Genomic DNA, 14,447 nt, shown 5'->3' with positions numbered 1-14,447 from the left:
TCATGGGTCGCTTCGAAGACGATCCCGAGCCCGAGGACGACCGTGAGGTCTCCCCGGCGCTGACGGTCGGTGAGGGCGATATCGACGCCAGCCTGCGGCCGCGGTCGCTGGGGGAGTTCATCGGTCAGCCGCGGGTGCGCGAACAGTTGCAGCTGGTGCTCGAGGGCGCCAAGAACCGTGGCGGCACCCCGGACCACATCCTGCTGTCCGGTCCGCCCGGACTGGGCAAGACCTCGCTGGCGATGATCATCGCCGCCGAGCTGTCGTCGTCGCTGCGGGTGACCTCGGGTCCGGCGTTGGAACGCGCGGGCGATCTGGCGGCGATGCTGTCGAACCTCGTCGAGGGCGACGTGCTGTTCATCGACGAGATCCACCGCATCGCGCGGCCCGCCGAGGAGATGCTGTACCTGGCGATGGAGGACTTCCGCGTCGACGTCGTCGTCGGCAAAGGCCCTGGCGCGACGTCGATCCCGCTGGAGGTCGCCCCGTTCACGCTGGTGGGGGCGACCACCCGCTCGGGGGCGTTGACCGGTCCGCTGCGCGACCGGTTCGGGTTCACCGCCCACATGGACTTCTACGAACCCGCGGAACTGGAGCGGGTGTTGGCCCGGTCGGCCGGCATCCTCGGCATCCACCTCGGCACCGAGGCCGGTGCCGAGATCGCGCGGCGCTCGCGCGGTACGCCGCGCATCGCCAATCGGTTGCTGCGCCGCGTGCGCGACTACGCCGAGGTGCGCGCCGACGGCGTCATCACCCGCGACATCGCGAAAGCCGCGCTCGAGGTCTACGACGTCGACGAACTCGGACTCGACCGGCTCGACCGCGCGGTGCTCACCGCGCTGACCCGCAGCTTCGGTGGTGGTCCGGTCGGTGTCTCGACGCTGGCGGTCGCGGTCGGCGAGGAGGCCACCACCGTCGAGGAGGTGTGCGAACCGTTCCTGGTGCGCGCCGGCATGATCGCGCGCACCCCGCGCGGCCGCGTCGCCACCCCACAGGCCTGGACCCACCTCGGTCTGACCCCACCCAGCGGCGCCGCCGGACTCTTCGATTAGCTACGCCGAGAGTACGGTTGTTGCCGCCGCTACTCGGGCGATGCGTGCGACAACCGTACTCTCGGCGAAAGCTCAGACCAGGCCGAGCAATTCCAGATCCGTGGCGTACTTGACGATCACCGCCGGGGTGACGTGCGGAATGTCCTTGTCCGGACCGATCTTCGCCTCCTGCACGGCGGCGCGGAACCGGTCGGTCGGGGCGATGGACCCGTTGATCGGATACGACGGCCGCTGGTAGTTGTGCAGCAGCGGCAGCAGTGAGTACTGCCGGGTGCGGTCGGGCAATCCGCGCACCGCGGTTTCGAACCGCTGCAGCCAGGTGGCGTAGTCGTCGATGCGGTCGATGCGGTAGCCCGCGTCGACGAGCCAGTCGACGAACTCGTCGAGCCCGATGCCGTCGTCATACGGGTTCATCACGTGGTAGGTGGCGAACCCCGCACCCGATTCGCTGACCGCTTGCGCCCCGAGCGTCGAGATCGACTCGGCGATGAACTCGACGGGCAGCCCGTCGTAGTGCGAGCGCTGCCGGTTGCCGTCGGAGTCCAACTCGTAGAACGACTTCGGGGCGATACCGGTGGCGACCAGGCTCAGCATCATGCGGGTGAACATGTCGGGCAGGTTGAGCTGACCGGCGTAGGTCGTGTCGGCCAGGATCATGTCGCAGCGGAACACCGCCACGGGCAGTCCGCACAGCTCGTGCGCCTCCCGCAGCAGCACCTCACCGGCCCACTTGCTGTTGCCGTACCCGTTGGCGTACCCGGTGGTGGGGTTGTCGTCGACGATTCGACTCGCGCTGGCCACGCGGATGTCGTCGTCCTCGGTGAAGCGGCCGGGTTCGATGCCGGCGCCCACCCCGATCGTCGACACGTAGGTGAACGGTTTGATGCGGGTGGTCAGCGCGAGCCGGATCAGCTCGGCGGTGCCCACCACATTGGGCCCGAACAGCTGGCTGTAGGGCAACACGTGGTTGACCAGCGCCGCCGGATCGACGATCAGGTCGACGGTGTCGGCGAGACGCTGCCAGACGTCCTGCGCCAGTCCGAGATTCGGTTCGCCCTTGTCGCCGGCGAGCACCTCGAGGTGGTCGGCGGCCAGCTCGCGGTAGTGCGCGAGCAACGCCGGATCACCGCTGTCGAAGGTGTCGTCGAGACGCTTGCGGGCGGCCGCATCATCTTTGGCGCGGACCAGGCAGATGACCTTGCCGTCGACCAGCGACATCCGCTCCAGCCAGTCCAAGGCCAGGTAGCGCCCGAGGAAGCCGGTCACGCCGGTGACCAGCACGGTGCGCACCTCGGAGACCGGGCCCGGGATCTGCGTTGCGGCGCCCAGCGTTTCGGCGTCGATGAACTTGTCGAGGGTGAGGTCGGCGGCGTGCACCTCGGTCGCATCGCGGCCGTGCACCGCGGCGTAGGTCGGCCTCTTCACGCCGGGTTGGCGGGCGGCCTCGATGTAGGCGGCCAGTGCCGCGAGATCGTTGGCCGGGCTGACGATGACGCCGACGGGCACCTCGACGCCGTAGATCTCGGTCAGCAGGTTGCCGAACGTCAACGCCGACAACGAGTCTCCGCCGAGGTCGGTGAAGTGGGCGCCGGGCTGCAGGTCGGCCGAGGCCGCACCGAGCAGTGCGCCCGCCGCTCGGCTGAGCGTCTCGAGGACCGGATGATCCACACCGTTAAGACGCAGTTCGCGCAGCTCGCTGGCCTGGCTGTCGGCCAGCTCGGTGTAGAGCTGTTCCAGCGTTTCGCCGTAGCGCTCCTTGAGCTTCGGCCGCGCCAGCTTGCGGATCCCGGTGAGCAGGCCGTTCTCCAGCGTGAACGGCGTGGTCTCGACGATGAAGTCGCGGGGGATCTCGTAGGACTGCAGATCCGCGGTCTTGGCGACCTCCTGCAGGGAGTCGGTGATCGCGGACTTCAGTGCCTCACTCGCGAAGCGGATGAGCGCCTCCTCGGTGGGCACGACGACGGCCAGCAGGTAGGACCGGGCGCTGTTGCCGTACACGTAGATCTGTCTCACCAGCGGGCTGTCGCCGAACACGGCCTCGAGTTTGGCGACGGTGACGAACTCGCCCTGCGACAGCTTCAAGACGTTGTTGCGGCGGTCGAGGTAGACCAGCTGATCCGGTCCGGTCTCGGCCACGATGTCGCCGGTGCGGTAGTAACCGTCGGCATCGAAGACCTCCGCGGTGGTTTCGGGCCGCTTGTAGTAACCCGGGAACATGGTCTCGGACTTGATCAGCAGCTCACCACGCGGATGCGGCCGGTCGGTGCGGAAGTAGCCGAGGTCGGGCACGTCGACCAGTTTGTAGTCGGTGATCGGCGGCCGCGCCACCTGACCGTCGACGAAGATCGCGCCGGCCTCGGTGGACCCGTAGCCGTCGACGAGGTGCATGTCGAGCAGCGTCTCGACGAACGCCTTCATGTCCGCCGACATCGGCGCCGAACCGGTGGCGGCCGAGACGTACCGTCCGCCGAGCACGTGCTGGCGCAGGTGGTCCAGCACCTCGGCCTCGGCGGCCTGCGCGTCGGCACCCTCGCCGATGCGGCGGTCCACCTCCCTGCCGAACTCGGCGAAGATCATGTCCCAGATCCGCGGCACGAAGCTCATCTGCGTGGGCCGAACCAGCACGAGATCCTCGAGCAGGGTCGAAAGATCGCTGCGCGCAGCGAAATACGCGGTGCCGCCGGCGCCCAGGGTGGCGTACAGGCCCCCGCGCGCCATCATGTGGCTCATCGGCATGAAGTTGAGCGTGATCGAGGGCAGCGGCTCACCACCGCCCCACTGCGCGAGTGCGGACCGCCGCCACGATCCGGCGACGATCTTGCGCAGGTACATCGCGCCTTTGGGGGTGCCGGTGCTTCCGGAGGTGTAGATGAGCAGCGCGAGGGTGTCGGCGTCGTCGCCGTCGGCGACGTACGGCTGCGGTGCGGGCAGCGCGCGGCCCCGGGTCAGAACGTCGGGAAGGGTCTCGACCACGACCCCGGCGCCGGCGAGCCGAGAGGTCGCGGCCTCGACTACCGCACGGTGGTCGTCGACTTCGGCGCGGTAGTCGAAGACGACCACGCGCCCGACGGGGTGGCCGGTCAGCCCGAGTTCGACGGCGTCGTCGAGGAAGTCGACGCTCGAGGCGATCGCGACCGGTTCGGTCTCCGCGGCGATGGGGCGCAGCTGGGTGACCGGTGCGCTGGTCTGCAGCGGTACCGCGACCGCGCCCGTGTAGGTCAGCGCCATGTCGACGGTGGTGTAGTCGGTGCTGCTGAAGCCGAGGATGGCGACGCGGTCGCCGTGACGCACGCCGTCGGTGGTGAGCGCGGCGGCGAGTGCGGTGACGCGGTCGGACAGCTCGCGGTAGGAGATGGTGTCGAAGCGGGGGAGCAGCTGAGCCGTTGTGCGGCCGGTCGCCGGATCGGCGACGAACTGCACTGCGCGTTCGCCGAGCGCGGGGCGGTCGGCGTAACCGTCGAGCACCGTCCGCATGATCTCGGGCAGCGAAAGGTCGGGGGCTTCGATGGCGCGGGCGACGTCCTCGTCGGGGCGTGCGGCGGCGAACTGTTCGTCGGTGGCGTACAGGTCCTCGACGCGACGTTCGAGTCGCGCTTCGCGGGTCTGGATGGACATCAAGATCCTTCACACAATTGGGGATAGGCAATCAAAGGAATCGGCGGCGCGACGCTGCGCCTGACTTTTACTACGTTAGTCAAACTAATCGTATTCCTGGCTGGCCGAAACCTGTCAGCCGGCTGTGAATCGGCCCGAGGTGGTCGGGTTACACCGGTGCGCAGTCGGGTACCCGAGGCCCACGACATAGGAGGCAACAATGATCGGTTCTGAGCGCGCAGACCGCCCTCGCGGCGGCCGCATGAGGATCCCCAGGAGCCGCGGCGCGGCCAGCGGATTCCTACTCGTCCTGCTCGGCCTGTGGGGTGCGCTCATCCCGTTCGTCGGGCCGTATTTCGACTTCGCGTTCACGCCGGATCAACCGTGGACGTGGACCACAGGTAGGGGCTGGCTGGAAGTGCTGCCCGGCGCGGTGGCCGTCGTCGGCGGTCTGCTGCTGCTGACCTCGCGCAACCGTGCCACGGCCGTGCTCGGCAGCTGGCTGGCCGTCGCGTCCGGGGCCTGGTTCGTGGTCGGTCGAGCGCTGGCCGGTCCGCTCGGCTTGGGTCAGGCGGGCACGCCCGTCGCCGCGGCCGACACCAAGCGGGTGTGGCTGGAGCTGACCTACTTCTACGGCCTCGGTGCGCTGATCGTGTTCCTCGGTGCGCTGGCGCTCGGCCGTTTGACGGTGCGCAGCGTCCGCGACGTCGAGTACGCGCGGCGCCCGCTGACCACCGATGAGCATGTCGCCGCTCCGGTGACCCACACCGGCCCGCAGCCGGTCGCGCACACCGGGCCGCATCCCGCGGCGCCCGTCGCGGCCAACGCGCCGACCGAGGTGATGGCCCCGCAGCAGCAGCCGGTCAAGCGCCGGCGCGGGCTGCGGGACATGTTCCACCGCGGCGGCCGCGGCCGCACCCTGGTCAATCACTGAGGGGCACCTCGTGTGAGGGCCGCAGGAGATCCCGGTCGCCGGGGAACCCGAGGGGTGGCGACCGGGATCTCGGCTTTCGCGACTCAGCCGATGTAGGCCATGACGTGCTTGATGCGGGTGTAGTCCTCCAACCCGTACATCGACAGATCCTTACCGTGGCCCGACGACTTGTAGCCGCCGTGCGGCATCTCGGCCACAAGCGGGATGTGGGTGTTGATCCACACGCAGCCGAAGTCCAGCGCCGCCGAGACCCGCAGCGCCCGGGACACGTCCCTGGTCCACACCGATGACGCCAGCCCGTACTCCACACCGTTTGCCCACGCGATCGCCTCGTCCTCGTCGGAGAAGCTCTGCACGGTGATCACCGGTCCGAAGATCTCCTGCTGGATCATCCGGTCGTCCTGCAGCAGCCCGCCCACCACGGTCGGCTCGACGTAGAAACCCTTGTCGCCCTGGCGGTTTCCGCCGACCGCGACCTTGGCGTGCGAGGGCACGTCCTCGAAGAAGCTCAGCACGCGGTCGAGCTGGTTGGCGTTGTTGACCGGCGGCACCCAGGCGTCCTCGTCGTCGGCCGGCTTGCCGAAGGTCGTCGTCGCGGCCTTGGCCTGTTCGGCGAGCGCATCGGTGAGGTCGGAGGCGATCCGCGCGGGGGCGAGCACCCGCGTCGCCGCCGTGCAGTCCTGACCGGCGTTGAAGTAGCCGGCCGTCGCGATCCCCTCGGCGGCCGCGGCGATGTCGGCGTCGTCGAACACGATCACCGGGGCTTTACCGCCGAGCTCGAGGTGGGTGCGCTTGAGGTTGCCGCCCGCACTGACCGCGACCGCGCGACCCGCCGCGACCGATCCGGTGATCGCGACCATCTCCGGCGTGGGGTGGGCCACCAGGTTGGCGCCGGTCACCCGGTCGCCGGTGACGACGTTGAGCACCCCCGGCGGCAGGTGCTTGGCGGCCAGTTCGGCCAGCATCACCGTGGTGACCGGGGTGGTGTCGCTCGGTTTGATGACGACGGTGTTGCCCGCCGCGATCGCCGGGCAGATCTTCCAGATCGCCATCATCATCGGGTAGTTCCACGGCGCCACCTGCCCGACGACGCCGACCGGCTCCCTGCGGATCCACGACGTGTGGTTCTCCATGTACTCCCCGGCGGACTTGCCCTCCAGAACACGCGCCGCGCCTGCGAAGAACCGGATCTGGTCGACCATGGGCGGGATCTCCTCGGCCATGGTCACGTGGTTGGGCTTACCGGTGTTGCGGCCCTCGGCGGCGACCAGGTCCTCGGCCGCCTTCTCCACCTCGTCGGCGAAGTCGAGCAGCGCCTTCTGCCGCTGGGCCGGCGTCGTGCGCTTCCACTCCTTGAAAGCCGTCGACGCAGCCCCATAGGCGTTGTCGATGTCCTGCTCGTTGGACACCGGGGCGGTGCCGTACTGCTCCCCGGTGCTGGGGTCGACCAGCGGCATGGTGGCCCCGCTGACCGAATCGACCAGTTCGCCGCCGATGAAGTTCTTGACCGTTGTCATGCAGTGGGCTCCTTGTCTGTCAGAGGTCGCGCAGGAGGAGGGCCAGCACGTCGAGGCCCTCGTTGAGCAGGTCATCGCTGATGGCCAGCGGCGGCAGGAAGCGCAGCACGTTGCCGTAGGTGCCGCACGTCAGGACGATGACGCCCGCGGCGTGCGCACCTGCGGCGAGCGCCTTGGCCAGGTCGGCGTCGGGTTCGGTGGTGCCCGGTTTGACGAGTTCGACGGCGATCATCGCGCCGCGCCCGCGGATGTCACCGATGCGGTCGTCCTCGGCCTGCAGCCGGCCCAGCCGGTCCTTCATCAGGGTCTCGATCGCCGCCGCCCGCTCGACCATGCCCTCGGATTCGATGGTCTCGATGGTGGCCAGTGCCGCGGCGCAGGCGACGGGGTTGCCGCCGTAGGTGCCGCCGAGGCCGGAGACGTGCGGGGCGTCCATGATCTCGGCGCGCCCGGTGACCGCCGACAGCGGCATACCGTCGGCGATGCCCTTGGCGGTGACGATCAGGTCGGGTTCGATGCCTTCGTGTTCGCACGCGAACATCCGGCCGGTGCGGGCGAATCCGGTCTGCACCTCGTCGGCGATGAACACCACCTCGTTGCGGCGGCACCAGTCGAGCAGGGTGGGCAGGAAGCCCTCGGCGGGCACGATGAACCCGCCCTCGCCCTGGATCGGCTCGATGATCACCGCGGCCAGGTTGCCCGCGCCGACCTGTTTGTCGATCACGTCGATCGCGCGGCGCGCGGCCAGCTCACCGTCGGTGGCGAGTTCCTTGCCGAACTCGGCGTCGCGGAAGGGATAGGACAGGGGAGCGCGGTAGATCTCCGGCGCGAACGGGCCGAAGCCGTGCTTGTAGGGCATCACCTTGGCGGTCAGCGCCATCGTGAGGTTGGTGCGGCCGTGGTAGGCGTGGTCGAAGGACACCACCGCCGACCTGCCGGTGTACGACCGCGCGATCTTGATCGCGTTCTCCACCGCCTCGGACCCGGAGTTGAACAGCGCCGACCGTTTGTCCCCGCTGCCGGGGGTGAGCCGGTTCAGCGCCTCGGCGACGGCGACATACCCCTCATAGGGCGTGACCATGAAGCAGGTGTGGGTGAACTGCGCGGCCTGGGCGCCGACCGCCTCGACCACCCGCGGTGACGCGTTGCCGATGGTCGTGACCGCGATACCCGATCCGAGATCGATGAGCCGGTTGCCGTCGACGTCCTCGACGATTCCACCCTGCGCACGCGCCGCGTAGACCGGCATCGTGGTGCCGACACCGCGCGATACGGCGGCCGCCTTGCGGTCGATGAGCTGCTGCGACTTCGGGCCGGGAATGGCCGTGGCGAGGTGGCGGCTCTGCTCGAGGGTGCTCACGTGAAAACTCCTGCATCGAAATGGGGTCGCGGCGGATCGCGCAGCAATGAGCCTAGTCGGCGCGGCAATGATCTGCGGCGGGAAACGACCGTCGCGACGCGGCTTCGCCATCGATTGCGCAGTCCCGGGCCGCGAATTGTGCGATTTCCGTGGACGACGGCCTGGTGCGCGGGTTCGCTCGCGACGGCATGTCCGGTGCGGAGGCGGTGGATGGCACACTGGTCAACTACGAGGCGCCTGTTTTCCGGGGGGATGAACGGTGCCGTGACCGCGAATACCTCGAAACGAAAGACGCTTGCTGTTATGGATCTGGTCGTATTCCTACCCCTGCTCATCATCATGGGCGCGTTCATGTTCTTCGCCTCGCGGCGTCAGAAGAAGGCCATGCAGGCCACCATCGATCTGCACAACTCGCTGCAGATCGGCGACCGCGTCCACACCACCTCCGGCCTGCAGGGCACCATCACCGGCATCACCGACGACAACGTCGACCTGGAGATCGCCCCCGGCGTGGTCACCACCTGGATGAAGCTCGCCGTGCGGGACAAGATCGAGCCGGCCGACGCCCTCGACACCGACGATTCGCCGGCCACCGAGGTCTTCGACAGCCCGGTCGCCGAGACCGGTGCCGACCCCGACCGGTCCAAGCGGGACTGACCCACAGGGAGACTGACAGCCAATCCGTCAGCGGCCGCACGTACCCTTTGCGGTGCTGACGAACTGAAACCCGAGGGGACCCAAGCAACGTGGCATCGTCTTCGGCGCCGGTACATCCTGCCCGCTATCTGTCGCTCTTCCTGGTGCTTCTGGTCGGCGCTTTCCTCCTTGTCTTCCTGACCGGGGACAAGAAAGCGCAACCGAAGCTCGGAATCGACCTGCAGGGCGGTACCCGCGTCACCCTGACCGCACGCACCCCGGACGGCTCACCGCCGTCCCGGGAGTCGCTGGCGCAGGCCCAGCAGATCATCAGCGCGCGTGTCGACGGCCTGGGTGTCTCGGGTTCCGAGGTCGTCGTCGACGGCGACAACCTCGTGATCACGGTCCCCGGCAACGACGGCAACGAGGCGCGCAACCTGGGTCAGACGGCGCGGCTGTACATCCGCCCCGTCGTCCACGCGATGCCCGCCCAGCCCAAGCCGCAACCGGGTGAGCAGGGGCAGCAGCCGGGTCAGGCGCCCGCGCAGCCGGGCGGTCCGGCGGTCCCGGGCATCCCCGGCCTGGTTCCCGAACCCGGACCCGGTCAGCCGCAGCAGGCGCCGCCGCCCCCGAATCCGGCGCCCGCGCCCGCACCGCAGCCTCGGCCGTTCCCGCAGCAGCCGGCCCCGTCGCCGACCGAGCCGGCCCCGGCTCCGGCCCCCGCGCCTGCCCCGGCACCCGATCCGACCCCGGCGCCGCAGGCCCCGAACGAACGCGCCGACCTCGCCCAGCGCATCGCCGACGAGAAGCAGCTGCGCCAGAGCACCGATCCGTCGATCCAGCTGCTGGCCCTGCAGTTCCAGGCCACCCGCTGCGGCGAGGACGACGTCCTGGCCGGCAACGACGACCCGAACCTGCCGCTCATCACGTGCTCGACCGACGGGCAGACGGTCTACCTGCTGAACAAGTCGATCCTCAGCGGTGAGCAGATCGCCAGCGCCTCCTCGGGCCTGGACAACCAGCGCGGCGAGTACGTCGTCGACCTGCAGTTCAAGGACGAGGGCGCCAAGATCTGGGCGGACTTCACCGCGGCCAACGTGGGCACGCAGACCGCGTTCACGCTCGACTCCCGGGTGGTCAGCGCCCCCGAGATCCAGGAGGCCATCCCCGGTGGCCGCACCCAGATCACCGGACGCTTCACCCAGCAGACGGCGACCGAACTCGCCAACGTCCTCAAGTACGGTTCGCTGCCGCTGTCGTTCGAATCCTCGGAGGCCGAGACGGTCTCGGCGACGCTGGGTCTGGCATCCCTGAAGGCCGGTCTGATCGCCGGTGCGGTCGGGCTCGCGGCGGTGCTGCTGTACTCGCTGCTGTATTACCGCGTGCTCGGCGTGCTGATCGCCCTGTCGCTCGCGCTCGCCGGGGCAATGGTGTTCGCGATCCTGGTCCTGCTCGGCCGCTACATCAACTACACGCTCGACCTGGCCGGTATCGCCGGTCTCATCATCGGTATCGGCACCACCGCGGACTCCTTCGTCGTGTTCTTCGAACGCATCAAGGACGAGATCCGCGAGGGCCGCTCGTTCCGGTCCGCGGTACCCCGCGGTTGGGCGCGCGCCCGCAAGACGATCGTGTCCGGCAACGCGGTGACGTTCCTGGCCGCGGCGGTGCTGTACTTCCTGGCCGTCGGCCAGGTCAAGGGCTTCGCGTTCACCCTCGGCCTCACGACGATCCTCGACGTCGTCGTGGTGTTCCTGGTGACCTGGCCGCTGGTGTTCCTGGCGTCGAAGACGACGTGGGCGGCCAAGCCGGCGTTCAACGGCCTGGGCGCGGTCCAGCAGATCGCACGCGAACGACGGGCGGCCGCACACGCGACCGCAGGACGGGGATAGGCAATGGTGGTGAACAAGCGGACCCCCGACACCGCCAAGACGGCGGGCGCCGAGGCGGCGCCCAAACATGGGTTCTTCGTCCGGCTCTACACCGGTACCGGCGCCTTCGAGGTCATCGGGCGCCGCAAGATGTGGTACGCCATCAGCGGTGTGATCGTTTTGGTCGTGCTGGCCAGCATGCTGCTGCGCGGCTTCACGTTCGGCATCGACTTCGAAGGCGGGACCAAGGTCTCGATGCCGGTCGCGGGCGCCAACGGCAACGCCGAGACCACCCAGGTCGAGACCGTGTTCAGCGACACCCTCGGCCGGGCGCCCGAATCGGTGGTCACGGTCGGCAGCGGCAGTTCGGCGACCGTGCAGATCCGCTCGGAGACCCTGACCAACGACGAGGCCAACGAACTGCGCACCGCACTGTTCGACCGCTTCAAGCCCTTCGGGGAGAACGGGCAGCCGAGCGAACAGGCCATCAGCGATTCGGCGGTCTCGGAGACCTGGGGCGGCCAGATCACCAAGAAGGCGCTGATCGCGCTCGCGGTGTTCCTCGTCCTCGCCGCGCTCTACATCGGTGTGCGCTACGAGCTGTGGATGGCGATCGCGGCGATGGCGACGCTGTTCTTCGACCTCATCGTCACCGCGGGCGTCTACTCGTTGGTGGGCTTCGAGGTGAGCCCGGCCACGGTGATCGGCCTGCTCACGATCCTCGGCTTCTCGCTGTACGACACGGTCATCGTGTTCGACAAGGTCGAGGAGAACACCCACGGTTTCGAACACACCACCCGCCGGACATTCGCCGAACAGGCAAACCTCGCGGTCAACCAGACGTTCATGCGCTCGATCAACACCAGCCTGATCTCGGTGCTGCCGATCATCGCGCTGATGGTGATCGCGGTGTGGCTGCTGGGTGTCGGAACGCTGATGGACCTCGCGCTCGTGCAGCTGGTCGGCGTGATCGTCGGCACCTACTCGTCGATCTTCTTCGCCACCCCGCTGCTCGTGACGCTGCGCGAACGCACCCAGCTGGTGCGCGACCACAACCGCCGGGTGTTCAAGCGCCGCGGCGGCAGGTCGGCGGCGGTCACGGCCGCCGCCGAGGGCGACGATGTGGTCGACGAGGACGACGACGAGCCGGAGAAGGTCTCGGCCACCTCGACGGCTTCCGCTGCCTCCCCGGCCTCGACCGCCGAGAAGCCGGCGCCCGGCGCCAAACCGTCGCGGCCGACCAGCAGGCCCAGCCGCCCCACCGGTAAGCGCACCCCGCGGGGCCGGTAGCCCCCGATGGCTGTTGGGATCCGGCGGGCCGCCATGGCGGCGGCGGTCGCCACAGTGACGGTCGCCGGGGTGGTCTCCTGCGGTTCGGGCGCGGCGGACGCGGTCGACTACGCCGTCGACGGCGCGCTGGTCAGCTACAACACCAACACCGTCGCCGGTGCCGCGTCCGGCGGGCCGCAGGCGTTCGCCCGCGTCCTGCTCGGCTTCAACTACCACGGCCCCGAGGGCCAGGTGATCGGTGACCACGACTTCGGCACCATCGCCGTGGTGGGCCGGGCGCCGCTGGTGCTCGACTACCAGATCAACGACAAGGCCGTCTACTCCGACGGTAAGCCGGTGACCTGCGACGACCTCGTGCTGGCGTGGGCGTCGCAGTCCGGTCGCTATCCGCGCTTCGACGCCGCCAACCGCGGCGGGTACAGCGACGTCGTCTCGGTCGACTGCGCACCCGGGCAGAAACGCGCGCGGGTGTCGTTCGCGCCGGACCGCAGCTTCAGCGACTTCGGGCAGCTGTTCAGCGCGACCTCGTTGATGCCGTCGCACGTCATCGCCGATGAACTCGGCGTCGACGTCACCACCGCGCTGACGAGAGGCGACCAGCCCGTCGTCGACCGCATCGCCGATGCGTGGAACACCATCTGGGACCTCAAACCCGGCCTGAGCGATGAAGACCTGGCGAAGTTCCCGTCGTCGGGGCCCTACAAGCTCGCCTCGGTCACCGAGGAGGGTGCGGTCACGCTGACCGCCAACGACAAGTGGTGGGGCACCAAACCCGTCACCAACCGGATCACGGTGTGGCCGCGCGGCGCCGACATCCAGGACCGCGTCAACGAGGGCGCCTACGACGTGGTGGACATCGCCGCCGGATCGTCGGGCATCCTCAACATGCCCGACGACTACGTCCGCACCGACAGTGCCTCGGCCGGTATCGAACAGCTCGTCTTCGCCCCGCGCGGACCGCTGGCCGCCCCGCCGGCCCGCCGCGCGCTCGCGCACTGCACGCCCCGCGACGTGATCGCCCGCAACGCCGAGGTCCCGGTCGCGAACTCGCGGCTCAACCCCGCCGACGAGAACGCCTTCGCCACCGCGGAGTCCAGCCCCGAGGCCGCACAGTTCACCGCCGCCAACGCCGACGCCGCCCGCGACGCGCTGGACAACCGGCCGCTGCGGGTGCGCATCGGCTACCAGAGCCCCAACGCCCGGCTGGCCGCGACCGTCGGCGCCATCGCCAAGGCGTGCGCCCCGGCCGGGATCGAGGTGGTCGACGCCGCCGGACCGACCGTCGGGCCACTGACGCTGCGCGCCAACGAGATCGACGCCCTGCTGGCCAGCACAGGCGGCGCGCCGGGCAGCGGGTCGACCGGGTCCTCGGCGCTGGACGCCTACGCACTGCACTCCGGCAACGGCAACAACCTCAGCGGATACGCCAACCCCCGCATCGACGGCATCATCGGCGCGCTGGCGGTCACCTCCGATCCCAAGGAGCTCGCCCGCCTGCTCGGCGAGGGCGCGCCGATCCTGTGGGGCGATATGCCGACCCTGCCGCTGTACCGTCAGCAGCGCACGCTGCTCACGTCGTCGAAGATGTACGCGGTGGTCGGCAATCCGACCCGATGGGGTGCGGGTTGGAACATGGACCGTTGGAGGCTGTCGCAGTGACCGACATCGCGCGGGTGATCGCGTCGTTGATGCGTGAGGTGCCCGACTTCCCCGAACCCGGGATCCAGTTCAAGGACCTCACCCCGCTGCTCGCCGACGCCCGCGGGCTCGCCCAGGTCACCGACGCGCTGGCTGCCACCGCCGAGGGCGCCGACCTGATCGCCGGCATCGACGCCCGCGGCTTCCTGTTGGGCGCGGCGGTGGCGCTCAAGTTGGGCACCGGCGTGCTGGCGGTGCGCAAGGGCGGCAAGCTGCCGCCCCCGGTGCACTCCCAGACCTACGACCTCGAATACGGGTCGGCGACGCTGGAGATCCCCGCCGACGGCCTCGACATCACCGGCCGCACCGTCGTCATCATCGACGACGTGCTGGCCACCGGCGGGACCGTCGCCGCCACTCAGCGGCTGCTGACCAGCGGCGGCGCCGAGGTGCGCAACGCCGCGGTGGTGCTGGAACTGACCGCGCTGAACGGCCGCGACGTGGTCAAACCGCTGCCCGTCACCAGCCTCTACACGGTCTGAGGGATATCCTCGA

10 protein-coding genes are annotated in these 14,447 nt (G+C 69.4%); 7 read left to right on the top strand and 3 right to left on the bottom strand.

The features are described from left to right. Positions 1 to 2: 2 nt before the first annotated feature. The gene (gene ruvB, locus AU194_RS29910; RefSeq protein WP_059092880.1) at positions 3 to 1,052 is read left to right on the top strand and encodes a Holliday junction branch migration DNA helicase RuvB; all 1,050 of its coding nucleotides are present in this window, start codon (positions 3 to 5) and stop codon (positions 1,050 to 1,052) included. A gap of 72 nt (positions 1,053 to 1,124) precedes the next feature. On the opposite strand, the gene car is transcribed toward ruvB, so the two are convergent. Beyond that, positions 1,125 to 4,667 carry a carboxylic acid reductase gene (gene car, locus AU194_RS29905; protein WP_059092879.1) on the bottom strand — a complete coding sequence of 1,181 codons (3,543 nt, stop codon included), beginning with the start codon at positions 4,665 to 4,667 and terminating at the stop codon, positions 1,125 to 1,127. A gap of 199 nt (positions 4,668 to 4,866) precedes the next feature. On the opposite strand from car, the gene AU194_RS29900 reads away from it, so the two are divergent. Beyond that, entirely contained in the window at positions 4,867 to 5,580 is a 714-nt protein-coding gene (locus AU194_RS29900; RefSeq protein ID WP_059092878.1) for a hypothetical protein, read from the top strand. 83 nt (positions 5,581 to 5,663) lie between these two features. Here AU194_RS29900 and AU194_RS29895 read toward each other — a convergent pair whose 3' ends face one another. Further along, the gene (locus AU194_RS29895; RefSeq protein WP_059092877.1) at positions 5,664 to 7,097 is read right to left on the bottom strand and encodes a gamma-aminobutyraldehyde dehydrogenase; all 1,434 of its coding nucleotides are present in this window, start codon (positions 7,095 to 7,097) and stop codon (positions 5,664 to 5,666) included. A gap of 19 nt (positions 7,098 to 7,116) precedes the next feature. After that, entirely contained in the window at positions 7,117 to 8,457 is a 1,341-nt protein-coding gene (gene gabT / locus AU194_RS29890) for a 4-aminobutyrate--2-oxoglutarate transaminase (RefSeq protein ID WP_059092876.1), read from the bottom strand. 303 nt (positions 8,458 to 8,760) lie between these two features. On the opposite strand from gabT, the gene yajC reads away from it, so the two are divergent. The 5 genes from yajC (at position 8,761) to AU194_RS29865 (ending at position 14,434) form a co-directional block, all read left to right on the top strand. Next, a complete protein-coding gene (gene yajC / locus AU194_RS29885) occupies positions 8,761 to 9,114 on the top strand; it encodes a preprotein translocase subunit YajC (RefSeq protein ID WP_059092875.1) in 354 nt (117 codons plus the stop codon). A gap of 89 nt (positions 9,115 to 9,203) precedes the next feature. Continuing rightward, a complete protein-coding gene (gene secD, locus AU194_RS29880) occupies positions 9,204 to 10,985 on the top strand; it encodes a protein translocase subunit SecD (protein ID WP_059092874.1) in 1,782 nt (593 codons plus the stop codon). Between the two features lie 3 nt (positions 10,986 to 10,988). After that, a complete protein-coding gene (gene secF, locus AU194_RS29875; RefSeq protein WP_059092873.1) occupies positions 10,989 to 12,254 on the top strand; it encodes a protein translocase subunit SecF in 1,266 nt (421 codons plus the stop codon). Positions 12,255 to 12,260: 6 nt separating this feature from the next. Beyond that, positions 12,261 to 13,913: an ABC transporter substrate-binding protein gene (locus AU194_RS29870; RefSeq protein WP_059092872.1), complete on the top strand. Its 1,653-nt coding sequence runs from the start codon at positions 12,261 to 12,263 to the stop codon at positions 13,911 to 13,913. Beyond that, positions 13,910 to 14,434 carry an adenine phosphoribosyltransferase gene (locus AU194_RS29865; protein ID WP_059092871.1) on the top strand — a complete coding sequence of 175 codons (525 nt, stop codon included), beginning with the start codon at positions 13,910 to 13,912 and terminating at the stop codon, positions 14,432 to 14,434. The genes AU194_RS29870 and AU194_RS29865 overlap by 4 nt, the downstream gene beginning before the upstream one ends. Positions 14,435 to 14,447 lie beyond the last annotated feature (13 nt).

It is taken from the genome of Mycobacterium sp. GA-2829, assembly GCF_001499965.1.
In the GTDB taxonomy this organism is placed as follows: Bacteria; Actinomycetota; Actinomycetes; order Mycobacteriales; family Mycobacteriaceae; genus Mycobacterium.
Note: the sequence above shows the minus strand (reverse complement) of the source record. Positions and strands in the feature narration are given on the sequence as shown.

Excerpts from the sequence above, each read along its gene's own strand:
- ruvB (WP_059092880.1), top strand. The coding sequence starts at position 3 with ATGGGTCGCTTCGAAGACGATCCCGAGCCCGAGGACGACCGTGAGGTC.
- car (WP_059092879.1), bottom strand. The coding sequence starts at position 4,667 with ATGTCCATCCAGACCCGCGAAGCGCGACTCGAACGTCGCGTCGAGGAC.
- AU194_RS29900 (WP_059092878.1), top strand. The coding sequence starts at position 4,867 with ATGATCGGTTCTGAGCGCGCAGACCGCCCTCGCGGCGGCCGCATGAGG.
- AU194_RS29895 (WP_059092877.1), bottom strand. The coding sequence starts at position 7,097 with ATGACAACGGTCAAGAACTTCATCGGCGGCGAACTGGTCGATTCGGTC.
- yajC (WP_059092875.1), top strand. The coding sequence starts at position 8,761 with ATGGATCTGGTCGTATTCCTACCCCTGCTCATCATCATGGGCGCGTTC.
- secF (WP_059092873.1), top strand. The coding sequence starts at position 10,989 with ATGGTGGTGAACAAGCGGACCCCCGACACCGCCAAGACGGCGGGCGCC.
- AU194_RS29870 (WP_059092872.1), top strand. The coding sequence starts at position 12,261 with ATGGCTGTTGGGATCCGGCGGGCCGCCATGGCGGCGGCGGTCGCCACA.